Raw genomic sequence first — 23,622 nt, 5'->3', positions numbered from 1 at the left:
CGGCCGCCTCGTTCTCCCCCCACTGGGGGGTCCACTTTTGGGTACCCCCCCGAGGCTCTAGGCTTTCGCAGCCGACCGGACTTTGACCGGTTTGGGCGCGGGCTTGGCCGAAACCTGCAGCATGCGGGCCGAGTAGCGGTTGCGGCTGTTGGCGAGATGCGCACGCATCATGGCGGCTGCGAGATTCGAGTCGCCCATGGCGATCGCATCCCGGATCGCCCGGTGCTCCCGCTCGATCACGCCGAGATAGTCGCGCTGGCGCTGATCCTCCCCGACCTGGGCGACCTGGCCCAGGCGGCGGGGCACGGCGAACTCCCCGAGGAAGTCCAGGAAGCGTGCGAAATACGGGTTCTTGGTCGCTCCCGCGAGGATACGGTGGAATTCCAGATCCGCCGCGATGCCGTAATCATCACCCTTGACGATGTTCTCCAGGGCGCGGTCGAGCGCGGCCATCTCTTCGTCGGTCCGGCGCACGGCCGCTAGCGATGCCGCTTCCACTTCCACGGCCAGGCGCAGCTCCAGCATGGCCAGGATATCGTCGACCTCGCCGTTGCTGAGGGATGCGAAGAAGTCCGATTTCGGCGGGGGCGGGAGCACGAAGGCGCCGGCGCCCTGGCGCGTCTGCACGAGCTTGGCCGCCTTGAGCGCCGCCACGGCCTCGCGAACCACCGTCCGGCTGACGCCGGCGGCCGATGCGAGTTCGGCTTCGGTGGGCAGACGATCTCCCGCCTGCAGCCGTCCTTCGGCGATCTCGCGCGAGATCGCTTCCGCCAGATCGCTCACGAGATTGCGCTTGCGGGCGACGGTGTTGAGGGACAGGCCGGAGAGGAATGAGCGTTCGTTCATGGGGTCGTTGCGTGCCGCTTTCGAGGCGCTGAATGCTGAAGGGGTCCAGGGTCGCCGCCGGTCGTTCGGAAGCGATCCGCCAAGCCTGCGCCGAGTCCCGGTGCAGCGGCCGGCCTCTCAGGTGATTTGCCTGGTTTGGCAGGCCAACTTGTCGTATGTCTCACTACTTGCTGGCCTCTCCCAAGTCAAAAGAAATCGTTATTACAGGCACATATCCTGGTGGAAAGGTGCCCTTGCGCGGACTGATCATGAGCCCATTCCTATCCGCTTGTCAAAATTTGTATGTTGCCATACAAGATAAATCGCAATTCCGAGGCCGAAATCCGGTGAAAACGGGAACCAGGGAGAGAACACATGAGGCAGTTGCTCGCGGCGATCGGACTCTCGCTGCTCGGTCTTAGCGCCGCGCAGGCGCAAGCCCCGGCTTGGCCGCAGAAGCAGGTCACGATCGTTGTGCCGTTCGGTGCCGGCGGCACGACCGATCTGTTCGCCCGCATCGTCGCCGAGCAGCTTCAGGCCAAGTACGGCAAGCCCTTCGTCATCGAGAACCGTCCGGGAGCGGGCGGGAATATCGGGACGACGGCCGTCGCCAAGGCCGCGCCCGACGGGCATACGCTCCTCGTCGGGACGGTGAGCACGCATGCCATCAACCCGTACCTCTACAAGAATCTCCCCCACGACGCGGAGAAGGATTTCATCCCGATCACCGGCCTGGCCAAGCTTCCCAACCTTCTGGTGGTGACGCCCAAGGTCCCGGTCAAGACCTTCGCGGAATTCGTCGAATACGCCAAGCAGAACCCCGGCAAGCTCAACTACGGCTCGTCCGGAGCGGGAACGTCGCAGCATCTGGCGGCCGAGCTGTTTCAGCTCAAGACGGGCGCGAAGATGACCCACGTTCCGTTCCGCAGTTCCCAGGATATCGTCAACGGTCTGCTCGGTGGGCACATCGACCTGGCCTTCGACAACATGACCATCGCGTGGCCTCAGGCGCAGGCCGGCACCGTCCGGGCGCTCGCCGTCACCAGCCCGGAGCGCAGCCCGCAGGCGCCCGAGATCCCGGCGGTCGCCGAGGCATTGACCGGCTTCGACGCCACCTCCTGGAACGGGCTCTGGGCGCCGGCCGGCACGCCGCAGGCCATTGTCGACACCATCGCGGCCGACGTGAAGACCATTCTCGACAAGCCCGAGGTCCAGAAGAAGGCCGCCGAACTGGCCTCGACGCCGGCACCGATGACCCCGAAGCAGTTCGCCGAGTACATCCAGGCCGAGCGGCAGAAATGGTCCGAGGTGGTCAAGGCCGTCGGCATCCAGCTCGGCCAGTAGGAACCGCAGTAAGAACCGACCATCGAGACACCGAAGCCGGGCGGCGCCCGGCCCATTCGAAACCGCCTGAAACAGCGAGACCACATCCATGCTGACGACGATCGAAACCTCCGAACTTGCCCGTTCCGTTCTGGCGGTTCCGCCCTTTGCCCTGACGCCTGATTTCGAGGCCAACCGGGACGCCAATGCGAAGCTGATCCGCCACCTCGAGGCCGGTGGCGTGTCGACGCTGCTCTATGGCGGCAACGCCAACGTGCACAACTGGCCGGTCTCGCGCTTTGCCGACTGGCTCGACAGCCTCGAGGAATCGGTCGCCGACAGCACCTGGCTGATCCCATCGGTCGGCCCGGATTGGGGCAAGCTCGTCGACGAGGCGGCGATCCTGAAGAGCCGCCGCTATCCCGTCGCGATGGCGCTGCCGATGGTCGCCCCGCAGACCCCGGACGGCGTGGTGCGCGGGCTCGAGGATTTCGTGGACCGGTCGGGCGTTCCGCTCATCGTCTACATCAAGACCGATCAGTACGTGCCCGCCAAGGCGATGGGGCGGCTGGTCGAGCGGGGCGCCGTCTTCGGCATCAAGTACGCCGTGCCGCGCGCCGACCTGACGCAGGATGCCTACCTGCAGGAGCTGATCGACGCGGTCGGGGCGGAGCGGATCGTGAGCGGCTTCGGCGAGCCTCCGGCCTTCCCGCACCTGACGCATTTCAAGCTGGCCGGCTTCACGGCGGGCTGCGTGTGCATCGCCCCGCACCTGTCGATGGCCTATCTCCACGCGCTGAAGCGCGGCGACGAGGCCGAGGCCAAGCGCCTCCTCGAGGTCTTCCTGCCTCTTGAGGCGATCCGCGAGCGCCACAACGCGATCCGGGTTCTCCACACGGCCGTGTCCCTGTCGGGCGTCGCCGACATGGGCCCGATCCTGCCGCTCCTCACCGAGGCCGATCCGGCGATCCACGGGGAGATCAGGGAAACCACCCGGGCTCTGCTGGCGGCCGAAATGACCGCTCGACAGCAGGCCGCTGCCGCGTAATGTGACCGGCACCGTCGGTCGGCCGGCCGATGCCGGCAGCATGCAGGGCGTTCGTGATTTTCATGCCTGAATCCCATCCCGATCTCCTGGGCGCGCTCGCCGCACGCCTGGGAGCCAAGCACGTCATCGTCGATCCCGCCGAGATGGAAGGCTATCTCGTCGAGGAGCGAAAGCTCTATCGCGGCGCGGCTCTCGCCGTGGTCCGTCCGGGCAGCACGGAAGAGGTCGCCTTCGTGGTGCGGGAATGCGCGAAGGCCCGGGTCGCGATCGTGCCCCAGGGCGGCAATACCGGTCTCGTCGGCGGCGGGGTGCCGCATACAGGCATCGTCCTGTCGCTTGCCCGGCTCGACCGCATCCGCGAGGTGAATGTCTTCAATGCCACCATCACGGTCGAGGCGGGCTGCATCCTGAAGACCGTTCAGGATGCCGCCAACGGGGTGGAGTGCATCTTCCCGCTCTCCCTTGCCTCCGAGGGCTCGTGCCGGATCGGCGGCAACATCGCGACCAATGCGGGCGGCGTGAACGTCCTGCGCTACGGCAACACCCGCGATCTCGTGCTCGGGCTCGAGGTCGTGCTCGCCGACGGACGGATCTGGAACGGACTCAAGGGCCTGCGGAAGGACAATACGGGCTACGACCTGAAGAATCTGTTCGTCGGCTCCGAGGGAACGCTCGGGATCATCACGGCGGCCGTGCTGAAGCTCTTCCCGAGGCCCAGGACGCAGGCGGTGGCCTTCGTGGGCTGCGCCTCGCCCCATGCGGCGCTCAGCCTGTTCGAGAGCCTGCGCCGGACCATGGGCGACGAGCTGACGGCCTTCGAGTACCTGCCGCGCTTCGCCCTCGAGATCGTCCTCAGGCATGCCGCCGGGGCCATCCGCCCGCTCGGCGGCGATCACGCCGCCTACGCTCTGATCGAAGTGTCGTCGCCCGATCCTGAGCTCGACCTGCGCCACCAGCTGGAGAAGGTCCTGGAGGGAGCCTTCGAGGGCGGGACCATCGAGGACGCGACCATCGCGACCAGCGAGGCCCAGAATGCGGCGCTCTGGCACCTGCGGGAAAGCCTCTCCGACGTGCAGGGCCTCGAAGGCGGTTCGATCAAGCACGACGTCGCGGTGCCCGTCTCGGACGTGGCCGATTTCATCGTCGCGGCGAGCACGGCCTGCGAGGAGGCTCTTCCGGGCGTGCGGGTCTGCGCCTTCGGGCATTTCGGCGACGGCAACATCCATTTCAACCTGACCCAGCCCGTCGACATGGAGAAGTCGCTCTTCCTGGCGCAGTGGGAGCGCTTCAACCGGATCGTCCACGACATCGTCCATGCGATGAACGGCTCGATCTCCGCCGAGCACGGCGTCGGGCTCATCAAGCGCGACGAGCTGGCGCGCTACAAGGACCCGGTCGCCCTCGACCTGATGAAGACGTTGAAGCAGGCTCTCGATCCGCAGAATATCCTCAACCCCGGGAAGGTCGTGGCCTTGGAGGGAGATTTGCCGCCCGCCCTGCCCGTGGCCCGAAAGGCCTGAGGCAGGCCTTGTCCCGGGCGCTTCGGTTTGCCGTCCGGGGATGGTAAAAGGCTGAACCCGCACGCCGGCCTTGCCGTCGCAAGGCCGCAGCAATCTGGATTGTCATGAACGCTCCCGCCGTCAGCAAACAGGTCATCCGAGACGCCGAAGCGACCAAGCGGCGGATCCTGGAGGCTGCGACGGCGGAGTTCGCCAGCCACGGCTACGGGGGCGCGCGCGTCGATCAGATCGCCGAGGCGGCCCGCACCAACAAGCGCATGCTCTACTACTATTACGGGAGCAAGGAGGCGCTGTTCCTGGCGACGCTCGAAGCGGCCTACGATCACATCCGCGCCGCCGAGCGGGAGCTCCACCTCGAGGAACTGACCCCGCTGCAGGCGCTCGAGGAGCTCGTGCGCTTCACCTGGAACTATTTCGTCCAGCACCCCGAATTCATGATGCTGCTCAATGCCGAGAACCAGCATCGGGCGAAGCACCTCAGGAAATCCCTGCAGGTGCATACCATGAACTCCCCGGTGATCGAGACGATCGGCGTCATCCTGAAGCGCGGCGAGACGACAGGGCTCATCCGGCCCGGAATCGATCCGGTCCAGCTTTACGTGTCCATCGCGGGGCTCTGCTACTTCTACTTGTCGAACGTCTATACCCTGTCCGTGGCGTTCGGACGCGAGCTCCTGTCGGCTCCCGCCATGAAGGAGCGGATCGACCACGTGGTCGATTTCGTCCGCGCCGGCGTGCGTGCCTGAATTGGCAATCGGCGCTTGACATGTCTGACAACCGGGCGTCTAATTAACCAGTTGGTTACATAGAGCGGCAGAAGCCGCCTCCGACATTGTTTGGAAACGCCCTTGAGGAAGACGCTTCATGACGTCGAAGCTCGCGCGCGCCGGTCAGAACCTGCTGAACTCCGCCTGGATCAAGCCGTTCGGGCTTCTCGTCCTCACGGTCGTGCTGTGGGATCTCACGGTCCGGATCTTCGCCATTCCGGCCTACCTGATCCCGCCCCCGAAGGACGTGGCGGTGGCGTTCTGGAATGAGGGCGACAAGCTGCTCATCGAGGCCATTCCCACCACCATGGCGACGCTCGGCGGGTTCTTCCTCTCCGCCGCGTTCGGCATCCCGATCGCCATGCTGATCGCCGGGTCCCGCACGGTCGAATCCTACGTCTATCCGCTGCTCGTCTTCTCCCAGTCGATCCCCAAGGTCGCGGTGGCGCCGCTCTTCGTGGTGTGGTTCGGCTTCGGCATGGCCCCGAAGGTGATTTCGGCCTTCCTGCTCGGCTTCTTCCCCGTGGTGGTCGCCGGCGTGCAGGGCTTCAAGTCGCTCGACCCCGAAATGCGCGATCTCGTCCGCTCCATGAAGGCGTCCCGCCTCCAGGCCTTCACCATGGTGAGCCTGCCCCATGCGATGCCGGCCATCTTCGCGGGCCTGAAGGTCTCCGTGACGCTGGCCGTCGTCGGCGCCGTCGTCGGAGAGTTCGTGGGCGCCAATTCGGGCATCGGCTTCGTCCTGCAGCGATCGATCGGCAATTTCGAGCTGCCGACCATGTTCGCGGCGCTCGTGATCCTGGCGCTGATCAGCGTCATCCTGTTCTGGATCATCGATCTCATCGAGCGTTACACCGTGCCATGGCACGCCAGCCAGCGACACGATTTTTCAGCAACCGCCTGAACCACAAGGGCGGGGCACCCAACCGGAGGAAACTGATGAAAAAGCGGACGTTCCTGAAAGCCACCCTCTTCGCCGCGACGGCTCTCATGCCCTTCGTGTCGCTGCCGGCGCAAGCGGCCGACAAGGTCGTGCTGATGCTCAACTGGTACGTCTACGGCGAGCACGCGCCGTTCTTCTACGGCAAGGAGAAGGGCCTCTATGCCGCCGAGGGCATCGATCTCGAGATTCAGGAAGGTCGCGGCTCGGCCGTGACCGTGCAGGCCGTGGCGGCCAAGACCGTCGACTTCGCCTATGCGGACGTCCCGACCATGATCCGCGCCGCCGTGAAGGGCGCTCCCGTCATGTCCCCGGGCGTGCTGCTGCAGAAGAACCCCATGTCGGCCATGGGCTTCTCCGAGAAGAACATCCGCAAGGCCGAGGATCTGCGCGGCAAGACGGTCGCGACGACGCCCGGCGATTCCATGTCGCAGATCTGGCCGCTCTTCCTCAAGAAGGCGGGCCTCAAGGAGAGCGAGATGCGGATCGTCTCCGGCGACGCGCAGACGAAGCTCAACGCGGTCATCAACGGCCAGGCCGACGTGCTCCTCGGCTACGTCATGGACCAGAGCATGAAGATCAAGGACGCGACGGGCAAGAACGTCACGCCGGTCATGTTCGCGGATTACGGCGTCAACCTCGTCTCCTCGGGCATCATCGCGCACAAGGACACCCTGAAGGATAAGGCCGATCTCGTGCGCCGGTTCATGAGCGCGACCACCAAGGCCATCGAAGGCGCCGAGAAGGCTCCTGCCGAGGCCACGCAGGCCGTGCTGAAGGCGCTGCCGAAGGCCGGCAAGCCCGACACGCTGCAGGAAGGCTTCGAGCTGACGATCCCGCTCTACCGCACCGAGGAGACGAAAAACCAGCGTCCGTTCAACGTCACGGACGCCAACATGGCCGAGACGGTCAATCTCCTCATCGAGTACGGCGGCCTCGACCCGGCCGCGAAGGAGAATCCGAAGGCTTTCTACACCCGCGACTTCCTGCCGAAGGCCACCCAGTGAGCAGGCAGGCGCATGCCATGGCACATTTGCGTGTCATCCCCAAGAGCGAGGCGTCCGCGCCTCGCAGCATGATCGAGATCCGCAATCTCGCGAAGACCTACCGCACCCGGGGCGGCGACGTGCCGTCCCTGCGGCCGATCAATCTCGACATCACGGAAGGCGAGTTCGTCGCCGTGGTCGGCCCCTCGGGATGCGGCAAGTCCACGCTCCTGAAGCTCGTCGCCGGCCTCATCCCTGCAACCGAGGGCGAGGTCCAGATCGGCGGCGTCGCCGTGAAGGATCCGCCGGACGACGTGGGCATCGTGTTCCAGAGCCCGGTGCTCCTGCCCTGGCGCTCGGTGCTGCGCAACGTCATGCTCCCGGTCGAGGTGCGCAAGCTCGACCGCGAGACCCATCTCGCCCGCGCCCGCAAGCTCCTGTCCATGGCGGGTCTCGAGGATTTTCAGAACAAGTATCCCTGGCAGCTCTCCGGTGGCATGCAGCAGCGCACCGCCATCTGCCGGGCGCTGGTGCACGATCCGAAGATCGTCCTCATGGACGAGCCCTTCGGCGCCCTCGACGCCATGACGCGCGAGCGCATGAATCTCGAGCTGCAGCGGATCCATCACGAGACGGGGAAGACGATCCTTCTGATCACCCATTCAATCCCCGAAGCGGTGTTCCTCGCCGACCGGGTGGTGGTCATGTCGGAACGGCCCGGGACGATCGCGGCGATCTACGAAGTCACGCTGCCGCGCCCGCGTGATCTGGAGATCATGGGACATCCGACCTTCGTCGATCTGACGCAGAAGATCCGCGCGCATTTCTATGCCCGCGGCCACCTGGATTGAACACCATGGCAGGACACCGGCTTCGCATCCTCGAGATCCAGACCTACGAACGCCCCATGCGCTTCGCGCGGCCGTTCCGGTTCGGCCTCGTGACCGTCGACGCGGCGCCGCAGGCCTTCGTGCGGGCTGTCGTCGAGGTGGAGGGCAGGGGTACGGCGACCGGCGTCACCGCCGAGATGATGATGCCGAAATGGTTCGACAAGAACCCGGCCAAGTCGCCGCAGGACACCATCGCCGACCTGAAGGCGAGCCTTGGGGCGGCGGCGCGCAACTACGCCGGGTCTCAGGACCCTGACACGGCTTTCGGCCATCACGTGCGGGGCTTCACGGCCCAGAGGACGTGGGCAGCCGATCGGCAAATGCCGGGTCTCGCCGCCTCCTTCGGGCCCGCCCTCCTCGACAAGGCCATCGCGGACGCCGCCCTCAAGGCGCTGGGACTCGGCTTCCCGGACGGCGTACGGCGCAACGTCTTCGGCATCGATTCCCGCCAGACGCCGGACCTCGACCCGGAGCGCATCCGGTCCTTCCTGAGCGACGTGCAGCCCGCCGGCGAAGTCCTGCTGCGGCACACGGTCGGGCTGCTCGATTCCCTCGAAGGCGCCGGCGGGCTCGAGGATGAAATCCGGCTCGCGCGCTTGAGGCTCTTCAAGATCAAGATCGGCGGCGACGTCGATGCGGACATCGCCCGGCTGCTGGCGATCCACGATCTCCTGTCGCGGCATGTTCCCGACTATCGCGCGACCCTCGACGCCAACGAGCAGTACGATCCGCAACGTCTGAGGGGCCTCCTGCGGGAGATGAACGGCGGCAGGCTGCACGCCTTCCGCAATCACCTTCTCTACATCGAGCAGCCGTTCGACCGGGCCGGGACCTTCGCGGCGCCCCTGGGCGATCTCGCCGACGGGATCCCGTTCATCATCGACGAGGCCGATGGCGATTACGATGCCTTCCCGCGCGCGGTCGAGCTCGGCTATCGCGGCGTGTCCTCGAAAGCCTGCAAGGGGTTCTACAAGTCCATCCTGAATGCCGTTCGCGTCTCGGCCTTGAACGAGGCCCGGCCCGGCGGGTATTTCGTCTCCGCAGAGGATCTCACGTGCCAGGCAGGGCTTGGGATCCAGCAGGATACCGCGCTCGTCGCCACCCTCGGCCTCACCCATGCCGAGCGCAACGGCCACCATTACGTCGAGGGCTTCGGGCTCGCGTCGGATGCGGAAGCGGCGCGCTTCGCGGCCGCGCATCCCGATCTCTACCGGGAGCAGGGCGGCCGCCTGGGCCTTGCGTTCGAGCGCGGTTCGCTCCCCACCTCGTCCCTGTTGTCTGTTCCAGGTTTCGCCGGCGGCGCCGAGCCCGACTGGAGCAGTCTCGTTCCGCTCGCACACCATCATCGTCGATAGGAGACTTTTGCTATGACTCAGCGCAGATTGGGCATCGTGATGCACGGCATCACCGGCCGCATGGGAATGAACCAGCATCTCATCCGCTCCGTCGCGGCCATCCGGGCCCAGGGCGGCGTGACCCTGTCCGACGGGTCGAAGGTGCAGCTCGATCCGATCCTGGTCGGCCGGAACGCCGAGAAGATCCAGGAGCTTGCCAAGACCTATGGCATCGACCGGTGGACGACCGAACTCGACGCCGCCATCGCCGATCCGAAGGACGAAGTCTTCTTCGACGCGGCGACGACCCAGATGCGCCCGACCCTGCTGGAGCAGGCGATCAACGCCGGCAAGCACATCTACTGCGAGAAGCCGATCTCCACGAACCTGCCGGAGGCCCTGAAGATCGTCCGTCTCGCCCGCGAGAAGGGCGTGAAGAACGGCACGGTGCAGGACAAGCTGTTCCTGCCCGGCCTGCAGAAGCTGAAGATGCTGCGCGATTCCGGCTTCTTCGGCCGCATGCTCTCCGTGCGCGGCGAGTTCGGCTACTGGGTGTTCGAGGGCGATTGGGGCCAGCCGGCGCAGCGCCCGTCCTGGAACTACCGCTCGGAGGACGGCGGCGGCATGATCCTCGACATGGTCTGCCACTGGCGCTACGTGCTCGACAACCTCTTCGGCGAGGTGCGCTCGGTCTCCTGCATCGGCTCGACGCACATCCCCGAGCGCGTGGACGAGAAGGGCAAGACCTATCAGGCGACGGCCGACGATTCCGCCTATGCCACCTTCATGCTCGACGGCGGCGTGATCGCCCACATCAACATGTCCTGGTGCACCCGCGTCTATCGCGACGACCTCGTCACCTTCCACGTGGACGGAACGCACGGCTCGGCGGTCGCTGGCCTGACCGACTGCGTGATCCAGCCGCGCCAGGCCACGCCGCGCCCGGTCTGGAACCCGGACCAGAAGCAGACCATCGACTTCTACGACACCTGGCAGCCGGTGCCCGACAACACGGTCTACGACAACGGCTTCAAGACCCAGTGGGAGATGTTCGTCCGCCACGTGGTCGAGGATGCGCCCTACAAGTACACCCTGGTGGAAGGCGCCAAGGGCGTGCAGCTCGTGGAATGCGCCCTCGAGAGCTGGCGCGAGCGTCGCTGGGTCGACGTGCCGCCGCTGAATGTCGGCGCCTCGAAGGAGAAGCAGCATGAACCGGCCTGAGACCGTCAGCGCCCTGTCGATCCGCCTGCCGCACGCGGATCGCAGCCTGGAGACCTATAAGCTCTCCGCGCCGAAATCCTTCCCCGACACGGTGAGCGGACCGATGAACCGCATCGCGTTCTCGGCCGCCCACGTGGTGGCCGACCCGCTCGCCGATGCGGATCCGTGGCTGCAGGCCGCCATCGACTGGGACAAGACCATCGCCTATCGCGAGCGTCTGTGGGATCTCGGCCTCGGCGTGGCCGAGGCCATGGATACGGCGCAGCGCGGCATGGGCCTCGACTGGCCCACCTCGCTCGAGCTGATCCGCCGCTCGGTCGGCGCCGCCAAGGCGCGGGGGAACGCTCTCGTGTTCTCCGGCGCGGGCACCGACCACCTGGCGCCCGAGGCGGCACGCAGCATCGACGACGTGATCCGGGCCTATGAGGAGCAGTTCGCCGCCATCGAGGCGGTCGGCGGGCGCATCATCCTCATGGCGTCGCGGGCGCTCGCCCGCGTGGCCAAGTCGGCCGACGACTACGTCAAGGTCTACGACCGCATCCTCGGCCAGTCGAAGGAGCCCGTGATCATCCATTGGCTCGGCGACATGTTCGATCCGGCGCTCGCCGGCTACTGGGGCACGGCCGATCTCGACGCCGCCATGGATACCTGCGTGGCGATCATCAACGCCCATGCGTCGAAGGTCGACGGCGTCAAGATCTCGCTCCTCGACAAGGACAAGGAGATCGCCATGAGGCGCCGCCTCGACAAGGGCGTGCGCATGTATACGGGCGACGACTTCAACTATGCCGAGCTGATCGCCGGCGACGAACAGGGCTATTCGCATGCGCTGCTCGGCATCTTCGACGCCATCGCGCCGGCGGCCTCCTCGGCCCTCGTGAGCCTCGCGGCCGGCGATCTCGACGCGTTCCACGAGGCGCTCGCGCCGACCGTCCCGCTGTCGCGGCACATCTTCCGCGCCCCGACGCGGTTCTACAAGACCGGCGTGGTGTTCATGGCCTATCTCAACGGCCATCAGGACCACTTCACCATGGTGGGCGGGCAGGAGAGCACACGCTCGACCCTGCACCTCGCCGAGCTCTTCCGTCTGGCGGACAGGGCCGGCCTGCTGCGCGATCCGGATCTCGCCGTGGAGCGCATGCGCTGCGTCATGGCCACGCACGGGGTGGAGGCGTAAGCGATGCGTGACTTTTCCGGCGATCATCGGGCCCTGTCGATCAACACGGCCACGGTGAGGAAGCAGGGCGATCTCGTGGCCATCACGGAGGCCTGCGCCAGGGCCGAGATCAAGGCGATCTCGCCCTGGCGCGACCAGGTGGCGGCAATCGGCCTCAACCGGGCCGTGGCGGCCGTGAAGGATGCGGGGCTGGAGCTCTCCGGCTATTGCCGCGGCGGCATGTTCCCGGCCGACGCGGCACGCCTGCAGGAGGCGACCGACGACAACCGCCGCGCCGTCGACGAGGCGGTCGCGCTCGGCGCCCCTTGCCTCGTTCTCGTGGTCGGCGGCCTGCCGCAATACTCGCGGCCCGGCTCCCAGCCGTCGAAGGACATCGACGCGGCGCGCAGCCAGGTCGAGGACGGCATCGCGACCCTGCTCGAGTATTCGCGGCAGGCGGGGCTGCCGCTCGCCATCGAGCCGCTCCATCCCATGTACGCGGCCGACCGCGCCTGCGTGAACACGATGCGCCAGGCGCTCGACATCTGCGACCGGGTCGATCCCGAGCGCACCGGAATGCTCGGGCTCGCCGTCGACGTCTATCACGTCTGGTGGGATCCGGAACTGAAGGAGCAGATCCGCCGCACGGGTCAGGACAGGCTGCTCGCCTATCATGTCTGCGACTGGCTCGTGCCCACCACGGACCTGCTGCTCGACCGCGGCATGATGGGTGACGGCGTGATCGACCTGCGCGGCATCCGCGAGGCCGTCGAGGCGGTCGGCTATGCCGGCTACTCGGAGGTCGAGATCTTCTCGGAGAACAACTGGTGGACCAAGCCGATGGAGGAGGTGCTCGCCACCTGCATCGAGCGGCACCGCACGGTCGTCTGACGACACGCGACCGCGATCTTTGACATCGTGTCTTGAAACATGGCTCCCGCCCACGGGCGGGAGCCGCACAGGTTCACGCGGCCATGGCCGGTCGCAGCAGGTAAGGAGCGCCGGCCGCCTCGGCGATCTCCCGCACCTTCAGCTTCAGCGTCTCGGGAATCGGGATGCCCTTGACGAGCCGCTCCTCGCGGGCGGACCATTCCGGCTCGCCCGGCACGAGCACGGGCTCATCCTGGCGGATCGGCCTGACGGCGTGCAGGGTGTCGATGACGGTCTCCACGTCCGACTGGAACGCGTCGAACGGCCGGAAGGCCGCCGGGTTCAACGCCATGAAGAAATGGCCGATATTGTCGGGGTCGGACGGTTTCTGGGTTTGGTTCCTGACCGGTGAGAACGAGCCGCCCGACAGGGTTCCGGACAGGATCTGGGCGATCAGACCAAGGCCATATCCCTTATGACCGCCCATCTCGCTGCCATCGCCGCCGATCGGCGTGAGGCCGCCCACCTGGCTCTCGAAAATCTGGCGGAAGGCCTTGGCGGAATCGGTCACGGGCTGTCCGCTGCCGTCGATCACCCAGCCGGCCGGAAGCTCCTTGTCCTGCAGGGCATAGACCTTGACCTTGTTGGCCGCGACGACGCTGGTGGAGATGTCGAGGCAGATGCTCGGATGCCGGCCGCCCGGCACGGCGACCGCGATGGGGTTCGTGCCGAGAACGCGCTCGACTCCGTTCGTGGGCACCACCGAGATCACCCGGGTCGTCGACGACACGACACCGATCAGCCCGCGCTCCGCGGCCATGGTGGCGTAGTAGCCGGCGGCACCGAAATGATGCGAGTTGAAGACCGATACGACCCCGACGTCATGGGCCAGCGCCTTCTCGATCGCGAGGTTCATGCCCATGAGGGCGGCGGGGTGGCCCAGGCCGGCGCCCCCATCGATCAGGGCCGTGCTGGCGCTCTGCCGGACGATCCCGGGTTCCGCCTGAAGCGCGAGCTGACCGGCCTTCTGCATCTGCGCATATTGCGTCAGCATCGAGATGCCGTGGGAGTCGATGCCGCGCAGATCGGTCTCGACCATCACCTCGGCCGTCAGGCGCAGCGTCTCCTCGCTCATGCCCCAGGCGCGCAGGATCGCCTCGATCTGGGCACGAATCACATCCGCCGAGAAGTTCTCGCTCACGATCATGGGCTGTTCTCTCAGGTGTTCCGTTCGGCTGCTCCCGTTTCCGGAGCAGGTGAGGGAGGTGGTTGCCGCCACCTCCCGTCGATGATCAGGCCGCGATGGCCTGGGTCGGATCGAGGAGCTTCGAGACGCTGACCATCTGTCCGGTCTTGGAGCTCTGAAGCGCAGCGATGCCGCACAGGACCGACATGGCGCCGGCGCGCGATCCGGCGCGCTGATTCAGCGGATCCGGCGTATCCGGCTTGAAGAGCATATCCTGAAGCTTCGGATCGCCGCCGAAATGCCCGCCCGGCTCATGCGGGACCTTGATGGTCTCGGCGCCGCCGAAATTCCGCACGAGCAGGATTTCGTCGTGCTCCGGCGTCTCCCAGGGCTGGCGCTCGAACTGACGCATCTGGATGCGGCCCTTCGTGCCGTCGAAGGCGATGAAATGGCCCTCGATCGGCATGTAAGTGTTCACCGAATAGGTGACCTGCACGCCCTTCCGGTATCGAATCATCGCCGACATGGTGTCGGGGATGTTGATCTCCTCGCGGAACACGCAGGCGTCGCGGACATAGCCGTCCTCGCGCGAGGGGTCCTCGTAGAGAGCCTCGAGCCAGGGATCCTGGCTGATGTCCATGTAGTAGTCGCAGTAGCTGGCGTGCGGGCAGGTCTTGCAGCGCTCGCCGCGGAACGGATTGACCTTGCCGTATTTGCGAAGGCTCGCGAACGCGAATACGTCCTCCGGGTCGTCGTCCAGGTACCAGTTCATCAGGTCGAAATGGTGCGTGCTCTTGTGGACGAAGAGGCTGCCGGAATTCTCCTCGATGGCGTGCCAGCGCCGGAAGTAGTCGGCACCGTGCTTGTTGTCGAGGAACCAGTGGAAGTCGATGGAGGTGACGTCGCCGATCACGCCCGAGTTCAGGAGTTCCTTGATCTTCCGGACGGTCGGGGCGTAGCGGTAGTTGAAGGTCACGTCGACGCGCTTGCCCGTCCGCTTCTCGGCGTCGAGGATGCGGCGCACCTTCTCGGCGGTGGTCGTCATGGGCTTTTCGGTGATGACGTTCACGCCGGCTTCGAGCGCCCGCACGATCATTTCATCGTGATTCGAGTCCCGGGTGCAGATGATCACCGTGTCCGGCTTGACGGCCGCGATCATTTCCTGGGCGTCGGCGTAGATGGGGGCATCGATGCCCAAAAAGCCCCTGGCGCGCTCGGCCCGAAGCCTGTTGAGGTCGCACAGGGCCACGATCTCGACGAAGTCGCCATAGCCCTTGACGACGTTGATTCCCCACATGCTCGTGCCGCGGTGGCCCGTGCCGATGAGGGCAATGCGTTTCCTGTTCGCGCGATCCATTCTCTTGAGTTCTCCTGCTGCGTCGCCCGGTCCGGGGCCCGGCGTTGAATTTGTATGACAAATATGAGCTTCGGCGATGGGTAAACCCGGGTCTGGTTGTTTCTTTGATCCGGTTATCCCTTAGGAAGCTTCGGTCCGGGAGCTTAGATCGTCGAATTACATCATACAACTGGTTGACATACAACCATTCTAAATTTTAGCTTCATGTCGGATGGCGACAAAAGCGGAGTGCTCCCGTAACGTCCGAGGGGAAGGGACCGGAACCTCGGCGGGGCAGGTGCCAAAGAACAAGAGATGTCGCCGAAAGAGGCCATGCATCAGGGCAGCCGTTGAGCCGGCGCCCGAGAGGGAGATACGCCACATGACTCACGATCTTAACCGTAGGACCTTGCTGAAGGCGGCTCTTGGATCCGCCGGCCTCAGCGCGCTCGGGAGCCTCCCGGCTTTCGCCCAGGATGCCCGCGTTCGCCTGTACTGGTGGGGCTCCAAGGAGCGGGCCGACCGCACCCTGAAGGCGGTGTCGCTCTACCAGGAGCGGAACCCCGGCGTGAAGATCGACGGCGAGACCCTGGCCTGGGGCGATTACTGGCCGCGGCTCGCCACCCAGGCGGCCGGCCGCAACGCGCCCGACCTGATTCAGATGGACTACCGCTACGTTGCGGAATACGCCCGTCGCGGCGCCCTGCTGCCCCTCGACGAATTCCTGGGCAAGTCCCTCGACATCGGCGATTTCGACAAGGCTTCCCTCGACAGCTGCAAGGTCGACGGCAAGCTCTACGGCATCAATATCGGCAACAACTCGAACGCGCTGATCTACAACAAGGCCGCGTTCCAGAAGGCCGGCGTTCCCGAGCCGATCGACGTGACCTGGGACAAGTTCTTCGAGCTCGCCGCGGCCGTCACCAAGGCGCATAACGGTGAGTATTACGGCACGTCCGACGGAAGCGCCGAAGAGGTCGCGTTCGAGAACTGGCTGCGCCAGCGCGGCAAGGCGCTCTTCACCGAGGACGGCAAGCTCGGCCTCGACGAGAAGGATGCGTCCGACTGGTTCGCCATGTGGGCCAAGGCGCGCGAGGCGAAGGCCTGCCCGCCCGCCGATCTGCAGGCCCTCGACAAGAACAACATCGAGACCAACCTGCTGACGCAGGGCCGCGCCGCCTGCGCGTTCAACCACTCGAACCAGTATGTGGGCTACCAGGTTCTCAACAAGAACCCGCTCGGCGTCACCATGTACCCGCAGGGCGCCGGCCCCAATCCCGGCCATTATCTCAAGCCGTCGATGATGTGGAGCATCTATGCCCGCAGCAAGGTGGCCGAGCCGGCGGTCAAGTTCGCCAACTTCACCGTGAAGGACGTGGACGGCGCGAAGCTCCTCGGCGTGGAGCGCGGCGTTCCGGCCTCGCCGAAGATCCGCGAGGCCGTGTCGGCGGAGCTCGACGCCCAGGGCAAGCTCGTCGTGGACTTCATCTCTCACGTCACTCCGAAGGTCGGGCCGATCCCACCCGCGCCGCCGAAGGGCGCCGGCGAGATTCAGACCATGCTGCGCCGGATCGCCGAGCAGGTCGGCTTCGGCCGCCTGTCCACGGCCGATGGCGGCAAGCAGTACGTCAGCGAAGCCCAGGCCATCCTGAGCCGCGCCTGACCGCGAGCGCCCTCTGACTCACCAGGCCGACCCAGCCGAACCGGGTCGGCCTGTCCGTCTATCATGACCTTGCTGTGAGCCATTCCGCATGACAACAACTGCTCAAATCCCTTTGACGATCACCGAGCCGGAGAAGCGCAGCAAGCGTCGGGGCGGATTGTCCCGCACTCTCGTCTCCTACTCGTTCCTGGCCCCCTGGCTCATCGGTTTCCTCGGGCTGACGCTTGGCCCGACGCTCGCGTCCCTTTATCTGTCGTTCACCAATTTCGACCTGCTTCAGGATCCGCAGTTCATCGGAACGGCCAATTACCAGCGCATCATCACCAACGACGTGAAGTTCTGGCATTCCATGCAGGTGACGTTCACCTACGTGATCCTGGCCGTTCCGCTGAAGCTCGCCTTCGCGCTCGGCCTCGCCATGGTGCTCAACCGCGGCATTGCCGGCCTGCCCCTCTACCGTGCGCTGTTCTACTTGCCCTCGCTGCTCGGCGCGAGCGTCGCCATCGCGGTGCTGTGGCGCCAGCTCTTCGCCAAGGACGGCCTCGCCAACGTGGCGCTGGGGCTCTTCGGCATCCAGGGGCCGAGCTGGATCTCGGACCCGAACTACTCGCTCTACACGCTGGTGCTGCTCAGCATCTGGCAGTTCGGCTCGCCGATGATCATCTTCCTCGCCGGCCTGCGGCAGATCCCGCCGGACGTGTACGAGGCCGCGAACATCGACGGCGCCAACAAGGTGCAGCAGTTCTTCAAGATCACCCTGCCGCTGCTCACCCCGGTGGTGTTCTTCAACGGCATCGTGCAGACCATCGATGCGTTCAAGGCCTTTACGCCGGCCTTCATCATCAGCGAAGGCACGGGCGGGCCGATCGACTCGACCCTGTTCTATACCCTGTACCTGTATCAGGAAGGCTTCGCCTATTTCCGGATGGGCTATGCGTCGGCGCTGGCATGGATCCTTCTGATCATCATCGCCTGCTTCACCGCCTTCTCGTTCCTCACCTCTCGCTACTGGGTCCATTACAATGACTGACGCCACAACAGTCGCCACGACGCAGAATGTCGGCGGAGCCCGCTCGCTCCTCTACCACGTGATCCTGTGCGCCGTTTCGCTGGTCATGCTCTATCCGCTCCTGTGGATGCTCGCGAGCAGCTTCAAGCCCGACGACGAGATCTTCGGCAACGCCTCGCTCTGGCCGGACAGGTTCACCCTCGACGCCTATATCCGCGGCTGGAGCGGCCTGACGGTGAGCTTCGGGACCTTCTTCTGGAACTCGCTGGTGATCTCGGTCCTGAGCGTGATCGGCAACGTGTTTTCCTGCTCGCTCGCCGCCTATGCCTTCGCGCGCCTGAAGTTCCCGCTCAAGAACTTCTGGTTCGCGCTCATGCTCGGCACGCTGATGCTGCCGTACCATGTGACCCTCATCCCGCAATACGTGCTGTTCCTGAACCTCGACTGGGTCAACACCTTCCTGCCCCTGGTGGTGCCCAAGTTCCTGGCCGCCGACGCCTTCTTCATCTTCCTGCTCTACCAGTTCTTCCGCGGCATCCCGCGCGAGCTCGACGAGGCGGCGATCATCGACGGGGCCGGCCCGTGGCGCATCTTCTGGAGCGTCATGCTGCCCCTGTCGGTGCCGGCGCTCGCCACGGCGGCGATCTTCACCTTCATCTGGACCTGGGACGACTTCTTCGGCCCGCTCATCTATCTGAACGACGCGAGCCAGTACACGGTCCAGCTCGGCCTGCGCACCTTCGTGGACTCCACGGGCAAGTCCGACTGGAGCGCCCTCTTCGCCATGTCGGTGGTCGCCCTGATCCCGGTCCTCTTGTTCTTCGCGGTCTTCCAGCGCCTGCTGATCGAAGGCATCGCGACCACCGGCCTGAAGGGTTGAGCGAATGTCAGCATCGGGAATTCGCTTCGCCGTCATCGGCATCAACCACAACCACATCTTCGGTCAGGTTGATGCCCTTCTCGGCGCCGGGGCCGCGTTCGTGTCCTTCTTCGCCCCCGAGGACGACCTCGCGGCTCCCTTTGCGGAACGCTATCCGCAGGCGGAGCGCGTCCACGACGCCCGGCGCATCCTGGAGGACGACAGCATCGCCATCGTGCTGAGCGCCGCGATCCCCAGGGATCGCGCGCGCATCGGCATCGAGGTCATGCGCCACGGCAAGGACTATATGGTCGACAAGCCCGGCATGGTCACCCTCGAGGAGCTGGCCGAGGTGCGCCGGGTCCAGCAGGAGACCGGTCGCATCTACTCGATCTTCTACTCCGAGCACTTCAGCAGCCGCGTCACCGACAAGGCCGGCGAGCTGATCCGCGCGGGGGCCATCGGCAAGGTGGTGAACACCCTGGGGCTCGGCCCGCACCGGCTCAATGCACCGATCCGCCCGTCCTGGTTCTTCGAACGGGATGCCTATGGCGGGATCCTGACCGACATCGCGTCGCATCAATGCGAGCAGTTCCTGTTCTACACCGGCGCGAGCGACGCCGAGGTCACCTATGCGCTGGTGGCCAACCGCAACAACCCGCAGACGCCAGGGCTGCAGGATTTCGGCGAGATGACGCTCAGGACCGCCGATGCCACCGGGTACATCCGGGTCGACTGGTTCACGCCGGACGGCCTGCCGATCTGGGGCGACGGGCGCGTCATGGTCGTGGGAACCGACGGCACCATCGAGATGCGCAAGTACATCGACATCGCCGGACGCGAGGGCAAGGATCATCTGTTCCTGGTCGACAAGACCGGCATGCGCCATCTCGACTGCTCCAACGAGGAGCTGCCTTACGGGCGCAATCTCCTCGACGACGTCCTCAACCGGACCGAGACGGCCATGGGCCAGGAGCATTGCTTCAAGGCCATGGAGCTGACCCTGAAGGCGCAGGCGCTCGCGGAAGCGGGGCCGGCCGGGCCGGGGCCCCGCTGATGCTCGATTTCCGTCTCCTCAAGGATACCCGCTGCGGGATCGGGGAGAGCCCCGTCTGGGACGATCGCCGCAAGGTCCTGTTCTTCGTCGACATCAAGGCGCCGGCCATCCATTCCGTCCGCCTGGACGGCTCGGAGCATCGCACCTGGACGATGCCGCGGGTCGTCGGGTCGATCGGGCTCGCAGCCAGCGGCCGGTTGGTCGTTGCCCTCGAACGCACGATTGCGGTGTTCGATCCCGAGAACGAGGGCCTGGACATCCTCGCGGAGGTTCCGGACGAGCCTTCCTGGCACCGTCTGAACGACGGCAAGGTCGGGCCCGACGGCGCGTTCTGGGTCGGCTCGATGGACGACCGCCCCCGGAAGGAGCCGCGCGGCTCCCTCTATCGGGTCGACGGGCGCGGTCAGGTCACCCGCGTGCTCGAGCATGTCTGCCTCGTGTCGAACGGGCTCGCCTGGTCGGCTGACGGCCGCACCATGTTCCACTCGGATTCCCGCGGCCCGTGGATCGACCGCTACGATTTCGAGCCGTCCTCCGGGCGCCTCGCGAACCGGGCGCGCATCGCCACGCTCGACGAGGCCCAGGGCCGGCCGGACGGCGGCGCCTGCGACGAAGAGGGCTTCTACTGGAGTTCCGGCGTGTCCGCCGGACACCTGAACCGGATCTCCCGGGACGGGGCGATCGTGGAATCCCATCCCGTGCCCGTTCCGGCCCCGACCATGCCGTGTTTCTGCGGCGACGACCTGAAGACCCTGGTGATCACGTCCCTGAAGCCGGACAGCCCCGACGTGCTCGCGGCCGCGCCTCAATCCGGCAGCCTGTTCATCGCGTCGTCCCCCGTGGCCGGCGCGCGGGTCGAACGGTGGATGGACGCCTGACGGACCGAGCCGGCCGGCGGCGCGTCCGACCATTCCGAGGGAGGCGAATCACGCCGAACGCCGACGCGCCCAATTCATCATATATATGATGAATAATTTTCTCCAACGAACCGTGGAACAGCCATGAACCCGCAACGCATTCTGCTCACCGGAGCCGCAGGCCGCCTTGGAAGCCTTCTGCGCCGATCCTTGGCCGGACGGTACCCGCTGCTGCGGCTGTCCGACATCGTCTCCCTGGGGGACGCCGGCAGGGGCGAGGACATCGTCCCCTGCGACCTAGCCGACGCGGCAGCCGTCCGGTCCCTGTGCGAGGGAGTGGATGCGATCATCCATCTGGGCGGCATCCCCTATGAGACCGGCTGGCCCGAGATGCTTCAGTCCAACATCGTCGGGACGATCAATCTCTACGAGGGGGCGCGGCAGGCCGGCGTCGACCGGGTGATCTTCGCGAGCAGCAACCACGCCACCGGCATGTATCCGAACGACCGGACCTTGTCCGGCGAGAGCCCGCCCCGCCCCGATTCACGCTACGGGCTGACGAAGGCCATCGGAGAGGACGTGGCGGCGCTCTATGCCTACAAGCACGGCATCCGCAGCCTCTGCCTGCGGATCGGCTCGTGCCTGCCCGAGCCGGACAACAGGCGGGCCTTGTCCACCTGGCTGTCCCATGGGGATTTCGTGCGTCTGATCGAGGTCGGCCTCACCGCCGACTACATCCACGAGATCGTCTACGGCGTCTCCCGCAACACCCGCGCCTGGTGGGACAATGCCGCCGCCTACCGGCTCGGCTACGCGCCTCAGGATGATGCGGAAACCTATGCGGCGAAAGTCGACACGGTCGAGCTCGCCACCGAGCTGGCCCGCAGCTACCAGGGCGGCAACTTCGTGCCGGAGGAGTTCTCGGGCCGGAAGGAATGGCTGCGTTGAGCATGCCGGTGGAGGCGCGCGAGGACAGCGCAATAAAAAGCCCGGGGCATGAAACCCCGGGTTTTTCAATGGCGCCAGGAACCAGCGCATGGTGCGGACGAAAGCGGGCCACGCCAGTGACCCAGAGGGCCGCGTCAGCGATGCGCCGCTTCAGGAATTGAGCATCGGATCGATCCCGAAAGTGTGTCCACTTTTCACGTCCGAAGTTCTAGAGCATCGGACGGAAAAGTGGCCCCGGTTTTCCGTCCTGACCGATGCTCTCATTCAAGAAGAAAGCATCGGATGGATCCCAAAAGTGCAAGTCCACTTTTGGGTCCGATGCTTTAGGCCCGGGCGGCGTAGCGCAGGATGTCCGCGCCTTTGTTCGCGAGGCTCCAGTTCGTGTAGCGCGGATGATCGGGGCCGACCTGGAGCGTCTGCGGCCGCTCGGTTTCGATGGACTGGTAGAAGGCCGTGAGCAGCTCCAGGGACCGGCGCGCATCGGCCAGGGTGATCGGCAGCTCTCCGCCGGAGACCAGCGCCTCGTGATAGGGGGCGAACAATCCCTCGAACCGGGTCGGGACGAAGGTCCAGCCTTCGAACGCCTGATCGATCCGGGCCTGCACCTCCGGGGAGGCCGGGATGATCTTCCACGGGTCGTCGCCCGGTGCGTAAGGCTTCTGGCAGCTCTCGAAGGTCACGTTCTCGAAGCAGAAGCGCAGGCGGCTGATCTCGTCCTGCGACCCCAGGGTGGCCGCCGTGGAGGCGAGCGCTCCGTTCTGCAGCTCCAGGCTTCCGACGACGCAATCCTCCACCTCGATGTCGTTCACCCGCGTCGCGGCGCGCGCGAACACGGACTTGACCGGCCCCATGACGAAGGTGAGGAGGTCGTGCAGGTGGATCGCATGGGTGACGAGAACGCCGCCGAGCTCGGTGTCCCAGCGCCCGCGCCACGGATTGTCGTAGTATTTCGCCGTGCGCTTCCAGAACACCTCGACGGAGGCGAGATAGGGCTTGCCGGCAATGCCCTGGTCGATGATGTGCTTGGCCTTCATGATGCCATTGCCGTAGCGATACTGGAAGATCGGCAGAACGCGGCCCTTGGATTGCTTTTCCGCCTGGATCACCTTGTCCACATCCGCCACAGAGCCCACGAGCGGCTTCTCGCACACCACGTTCTTGCCGGCGGCGAGGGCGGCCAGGATCTGCTCGAGATGGACCGCCGGGGGCGTGCAGACGTCGACGATGTCCACATCGTCCATCCGCAGGATCTCGGCGTAGTCCTTGGTCCGGCGCTCGATGCCGAACTCGTCGCCGATGCTCGCCAGACGCTCGTCGTTGAGGTCGCAGATGGCCACGACGCGGAACTTGTCCGGATGGGCCGCATAGGACACGATGTGGGTGCGGCCGATTCCGCAGCCGACGACCGCAACATTCTTGATCATGAGCGCTTCTCTCCCTTCACTCCGGGCCGCGCAGGCCTTTCGGAGCTCGACGATGCAAATCCGGTTCCCGTGCGGGGCGGCCGATGGCTCCCCGTCCGAACGACAGCCCGCCCTGGACGGAGCTTCAGGAACCGCAATCTTCGCGATGCAACGGCACTCCGGCTTGCATGTCAAGATTTGTCGTGCAACATGATATGTGCTTAACTTGATCAAGTTGCAGAAACACCTACCATAACGTAGCTGTATCAAGATTCTGGCAGGGCACCTTTAGAGTGCCGCGAACGCACATAGGTTTGGAGGAAGCCCCGTGGCCTCAGTAGAGATCCGCAACATCCGCAAGAATTTCGGAACGGTCCCGGTCATCCACGGGGTGTCGATCGACATCCAGGACGGGGAGTTCGTG

The 23,622-nt window shown here is 65.6% G+C and carries 21 protein-coding genes and 1 pseudogene; 18 read left to right on the top strand and 4 right to left on the bottom strand.

The window, feature by feature from the left end; all coding sequences use genetic code 11:
* Nucleotides 1-57: 57 nt before the first annotated feature.
* Nucleotides 58-846 carry a FadR/GntR family transcriptional regulator gene (locus OCW50_RS07715; protein WP_262271655.1) on the bottom strand — a complete coding sequence of 263 codons (789 nt, stop codon included), beginning with the start codon at nucleotides 844-846 and terminating at the stop codon, nucleotides 58-60.
* A gap of 354 nt (nucleotides 847-1,200) precedes the next feature.
* On the opposite strand from OCW50_RS07715, the gene OCW50_RS07710 reads away from it, so the two are divergent.
* The 11 genes from OCW50_RS07710 (at nucleotide 1,201) to OCW50_RS07660 (ending at nucleotide 12,901) form a co-directional block, all read left to right on the top strand.
* Nucleotides 1,201-2,169: a Bug family tripartite tricarboxylate transporter substrate binding protein gene (locus tag OCW50_RS07710; RefSeq protein ID WP_262297046.1), complete on the top strand. Its 969-nt coding sequence runs from the start codon at nucleotides 1,201-1,203 to the stop codon at nucleotides 2,167-2,169.
* A gap of 88 nt (nucleotides 2,170-2,257) precedes the next feature.
* Entirely contained in the window at nucleotides 2,258-3,196 is a 939-nt protein-coding gene (locus tag OCW50_RS07705) for a dihydrodipicolinate synthase family protein (protein WP_262297045.1), read from the top strand.
* A gap of 62 nt (nucleotides 3,197-3,258) precedes the next feature.
* Nucleotides 3,259-4,716: an FAD-binding oxidoreductase gene (locus OCW50_RS07700; protein ID WP_262297044.1), complete on the top strand. Its 1,458-nt coding sequence runs from the start codon at nucleotides 3,259-3,261 to the stop codon at nucleotides 4,714-4,716.
* Between the two features lie 104 nt (nucleotides 4,717-4,820).
* The gene (locus tag OCW50_RS07695; RefSeq protein WP_262271659.1) at nucleotides 4,821-5,462 is read left to right on the top strand and encodes a TetR family transcriptional regulator; all 642 of its coding nucleotides are present in this window, start codon (nucleotides 4,821-4,823) and stop codon (nucleotides 5,460-5,462) included.
* A 118-nt stretch (nucleotides 5,463-5,580) separates the two neighbouring features.
* A complete protein-coding gene (locus OCW50_RS07690; RefSeq protein ID WP_262271660.1) occupies nucleotides 5,581-6,387 on the top strand; it encodes an ABC transporter permease in 807 nt (268 codons plus the stop codon).
* A 35-nt stretch (nucleotides 6,388-6,422) separates the two neighbouring features.
* Nucleotides 6,423-7,430: an ABC transporter substrate-binding protein gene (locus tag OCW50_RS07685; protein WP_262297043.1), complete on the top strand. Its 1,008-nt coding sequence runs from the start codon at nucleotides 6,423-6,425 to the stop codon at nucleotides 7,428-7,430.
* 17 nt (nucleotides 7,431-7,447) lie between these two features.
* On the top strand, nucleotides 7,448-8,260 hold the full coding sequence (locus OCW50_RS07680) for an ABC transporter ATP-binding protein (protein WP_262297042.1): 813 nt from the start codon (nucleotides 7,448-7,450) through the stop codon (nucleotides 8,258-8,260).
* Between the two features lie 5 nt (nucleotides 8,261-8,265).
* Entirely contained in the window at nucleotides 8,266-9,654 is a 1,389-nt protein-coding gene (locus OCW50_RS07675; RefSeq protein WP_262297041.1) for an enolase C-terminal domain-like protein, read from the top strand.
* Between the two features lie 12 nt (nucleotides 9,655-9,666).
* Nucleotides 9,667-10,854 (top strand): Gfo/Idh/MocA family protein, encoded by a 1,188-nt coding sequence (locus OCW50_RS07670; protein ID WP_262297040.1) that lies wholly within the window; start codon nucleotides 9,667-9,669, stop codon nucleotides 10,852-10,854.
* On the top strand, nucleotides 10,841-12,031 hold the full coding sequence (locus OCW50_RS07665; protein WP_262297039.1) for a dihydrodipicolinate synthase family protein: 1,191 nt from the start codon (nucleotides 10,841-10,843) through the stop codon (nucleotides 12,029-12,031). The genes OCW50_RS07670 and OCW50_RS07665 overlap by 14 nt, the downstream gene beginning before the upstream one ends.
* A gap of 3 nt (nucleotides 12,032-12,034) precedes the next feature.
* Nucleotides 12,035-12,901 carry a sugar phosphate isomerase/epimerase family protein gene (locus tag OCW50_RS07660; protein WP_262297038.1) on the top strand — a complete coding sequence of 289 codons (867 nt, stop codon included), beginning with the start codon at nucleotides 12,035-12,037 and terminating at the stop codon, nucleotides 12,899-12,901.
* 73 nt (nucleotides 12,902-12,974) lie between these two features.
* On the opposite strand, the gene OCW50_RS07655 is transcribed toward OCW50_RS07660, so the two are convergent.
* Together OCW50_RS07655 and OCW50_RS07650 are read right to left on the bottom strand one after the other, a co-directional pair.
* Nucleotides 12,975-14,087 carry an Ldh family oxidoreductase gene (locus OCW50_RS07655; RefSeq protein ID WP_262297037.1) on the bottom strand — a complete coding sequence of 371 codons (1,113 nt, stop codon included), beginning with the start codon at nucleotides 14,085-14,087 and terminating at the stop codon, nucleotides 12,975-12,977.
* Between the two features lie 85 nt (nucleotides 14,088-14,172).
* Nucleotides 14,173-15,423 (bottom strand): Gfo/Idh/MocA family protein, encoded by a 1,251-nt coding sequence (locus tag OCW50_RS07650; RefSeq protein ID WP_262297036.1) that lies wholly within the window; start codon nucleotides 15,421-15,423, stop codon nucleotides 14,173-14,175.
* Nucleotides 15,424-15,784: 361 nt separating this feature from the next.
* On the opposite strand from OCW50_RS07650, the gene OCW50_RS07645 reads away from it, so the two are divergent.
* The 6 genes from OCW50_RS07645 (at nucleotide 15,785) to OCW50_RS07620 (ending at nucleotide 21,795) form a co-directional block, all read left to right on the top strand.
* Nucleotides 15,785-17,065: an ABC transporter substrate-binding protein gene (locus tag OCW50_RS07645; protein WP_262297035.1), complete on the top strand. Its 1,281-nt coding sequence runs from the start codon at nucleotides 15,785-15,787 to the stop codon at nucleotides 17,063-17,065.
* 88 nt (nucleotides 17,066-17,153) lie between these two features.
* Entirely contained in the window at nucleotides 17,154-18,095 is a 942-nt protein-coding gene (locus OCW50_RS07640; RefSeq protein WP_262297034.1) for a carbohydrate ABC transporter permease, read from the top strand.
* Complete coding sequence (locus tag OCW50_RS07635; RefSeq protein WP_373371330.1) at nucleotides 18,088-18,954, top strand: carbohydrate ABC transporter permease; 867 nt, start codon at nucleotides 18,088-18,090, stop codon at nucleotides 18,952-18,954. Before OCW50_RS07640 ends, OCW50_RS07635 begins: the two co-directional genes overlap by 8 nt.
* A gap of 4 nt (nucleotides 18,955-18,958) precedes the next feature.
* Nucleotides 18,959-19,990: a Gfo/Idh/MocA family protein gene (locus OCW50_RS07630; RefSeq protein ID WP_262297033.1), complete on the top strand. Its 1,032-nt coding sequence runs from the start codon at nucleotides 18,959-18,961 to the stop codon at nucleotides 19,988-19,990.
* On the top strand, nucleotides 19,990-20,868 hold the full coding sequence (locus OCW50_RS07625; RefSeq protein WP_262297032.1) for an SMP-30/gluconolactonase/LRE family protein: 879 nt from the start codon (nucleotides 19,990-19,992) through the stop codon (nucleotides 20,866-20,868). The genes OCW50_RS07630 and OCW50_RS07625 overlap by 1 nt, the downstream gene beginning before the upstream one ends.
* Before the next feature lie 123 nt (nucleotides 20,869-20,991).
* The gene (locus OCW50_RS07620; RefSeq protein WP_262297031.1) at nucleotides 20,992-21,795 is read left to right on the top strand and encodes an NAD-dependent epimerase/dehydratase family protein; all 804 of its coding nucleotides are present in this window, start codon (nucleotides 20,992-20,994) and stop codon (nucleotides 21,793-21,795) included.
* A gap of 323 nt (nucleotides 21,796-22,118) precedes the next feature.
* Here OCW50_RS07620 and OCW50_RS07615 read toward each other — a convergent pair whose 3' ends face one another.
* On the bottom strand, nucleotides 22,119-23,219 hold the full coding sequence (locus tag OCW50_RS07615) for a Gfo/Idh/MocA family protein (RefSeq protein ID WP_262297030.1): 1,101 nt from the start codon (nucleotides 23,217-23,219) through the stop codon (nucleotides 22,119-22,121).
* A 307-nt stretch (nucleotides 23,220-23,526) separates the two neighbouring features.
* On the opposite strand from OCW50_RS07615, the pseudogene OCW50_RS07610 reads away from it, so the two are divergent.
* Nucleotides 23,527-23,622: pseudogene (locus OCW50_RS07610) on the top strand (histidine/lysine/arginine/ornithine ABC transporter ATP-binding protein); the annotation flags it as partial.

The sequence above is a fragment of the Microvirga sesbaniae genome (assembly GCF_025460805.1).
In the GTDB taxonomy this organism is placed as follows: domain Bacteria; phylum Pseudomonadota; class Alphaproteobacteria; order Rhizobiales; family Beijerinckiaceae; genus Microvirga; species Microvirga sesbaniae.
The sequence above is the reverse complement of the archived record's forward strand: the minus strand, read 5'-3'. Positions and strand labels throughout refer to the sequence as shown.

Coding starts and splice junctions, on each gene's coding strand:
- OCW50_RS07635 (WP_373371330.1), top strand. CDS start 18,088: ATGACTGACGCCACAACAGTCGCCACGACGCAGAATGTCGGCGGAGCC.
- OCW50_RS07700 (WP_262297044.1), top strand. CDS start 3,259: ATGCCTGAATCCCATCCCGATCTCCTGGGCGCGCTCGCCGCACGCCTG.
- OCW50_RS07615 (WP_262297030.1), bottom strand. CDS start 23,219: ATGATCAAGAATGTTGCGGTCGTCGGCTGCGGAATCGGCCGCACCCAC.
- OCW50_RS07690 (WP_262271660.1), top strand. CDS start 5,581: ATGACGTCGAAGCTCGCGCGCGCCGGTCAGAACCTGCTGAACTCCGCC.
- OCW50_RS07680 (WP_262297042.1), top strand. CDS start 7,448: ATGGCACATTTGCGTGTCATCCCCAAGAGCGAGGCGTCCGCGCCTCGC.
- OCW50_RS07715 (WP_262271655.1), bottom strand. CDS start 846: ATGAACGAACGCTCATTCCTCTCCGGCCTGTCCCTCAACACCGTCGCC.
- OCW50_RS07640 (WP_262297034.1), top strand. CDS start 17,154: ATGACAACAACTGCTCAAATCCCTTTGACGATCACCGAGCCGGAGAAG.
- OCW50_RS07650 (WP_262297036.1), bottom strand. CDS start 15,423: ATGGATCGCGCGAACAGGAAACGCATTGCCCTCATCGGCACGGGCCAC.
- OCW50_RS07675 (WP_262297041.1), top strand. CDS start 8,266: ATGGCAGGACACCGGCTTCGCATCCTCGAGATCCAGACCTACGAACGC.
- OCW50_RS07670 (WP_262297040.1), top strand. CDS start 9,667: ATGACTCAGCGCAGATTGGGCATCGTGATGCACGGCATCACCGGCCGC.
- OCW50_RS07630 (WP_262297033.1), top strand. CDS start 18,959: ATGTCAGCATCGGGAATTCGCTTCGCCGTCATCGGCATCAACCACAAC.
- OCW50_RS07665 (WP_262297039.1), top strand. CDS start 10,841: ATGAACCGGCCTGAGACCGTCAGCGCCCTGTCGATCCGCCTGCCGCAC.
- OCW50_RS07625 (WP_262297032.1), top strand. CDS start 19,990: ATGCTCGATTTCCGTCTCCTCAAGGATACCCGCTGCGGGATCGGGGAG.
- OCW50_RS07645 (WP_262297035.1), top strand. CDS start 15,785: ATGACTCACGATCTTAACCGTAGGACCTTGCTGAAGGCGGCTCTTGGA.
- OCW50_RS07620 (WP_262297031.1), top strand. CDS start 20,992: ATGAACCCGCAACGCATTCTGCTCACCGGAGCCGCAGGCCGCCTTGGA.
- OCW50_RS07695 (WP_262271659.1), top strand. CDS start 4,821: ATGAACGCTCCCGCCGTCAGCAAACAGGTCATCCGAGACGCCGAAGCG.
- OCW50_RS07685 (WP_262297043.1), top strand. CDS start 6,423: ATGAAAAAGCGGACGTTCCTGAAAGCCACCCTCTTCGCCGCGACGGCT.
- OCW50_RS07710 (WP_262297046.1), top strand. CDS start 1,201: ATGAGGCAGTTGCTCGCGGCGATCGGACTCTCGCTGCTCGGTCTTAGC.
- OCW50_RS07705 (WP_262297045.1), top strand. CDS start 2,258: ATGCTGACGACGATCGAAACCTCCGAACTTGCCCGTTCCGTTCTGGCG.
- OCW50_RS07660 (WP_262297038.1), top strand. CDS start 12,035: ATGCGTGACTTTTCCGGCGATCATCGGGCCCTGTCGATCAACACGGCC.
- OCW50_RS07655 (WP_262297037.1), bottom strand. CDS start 14,087: ATGATCGTGAGCGAGAACTTCTCGGCGGATGTGATTCGTGCCCAGATC.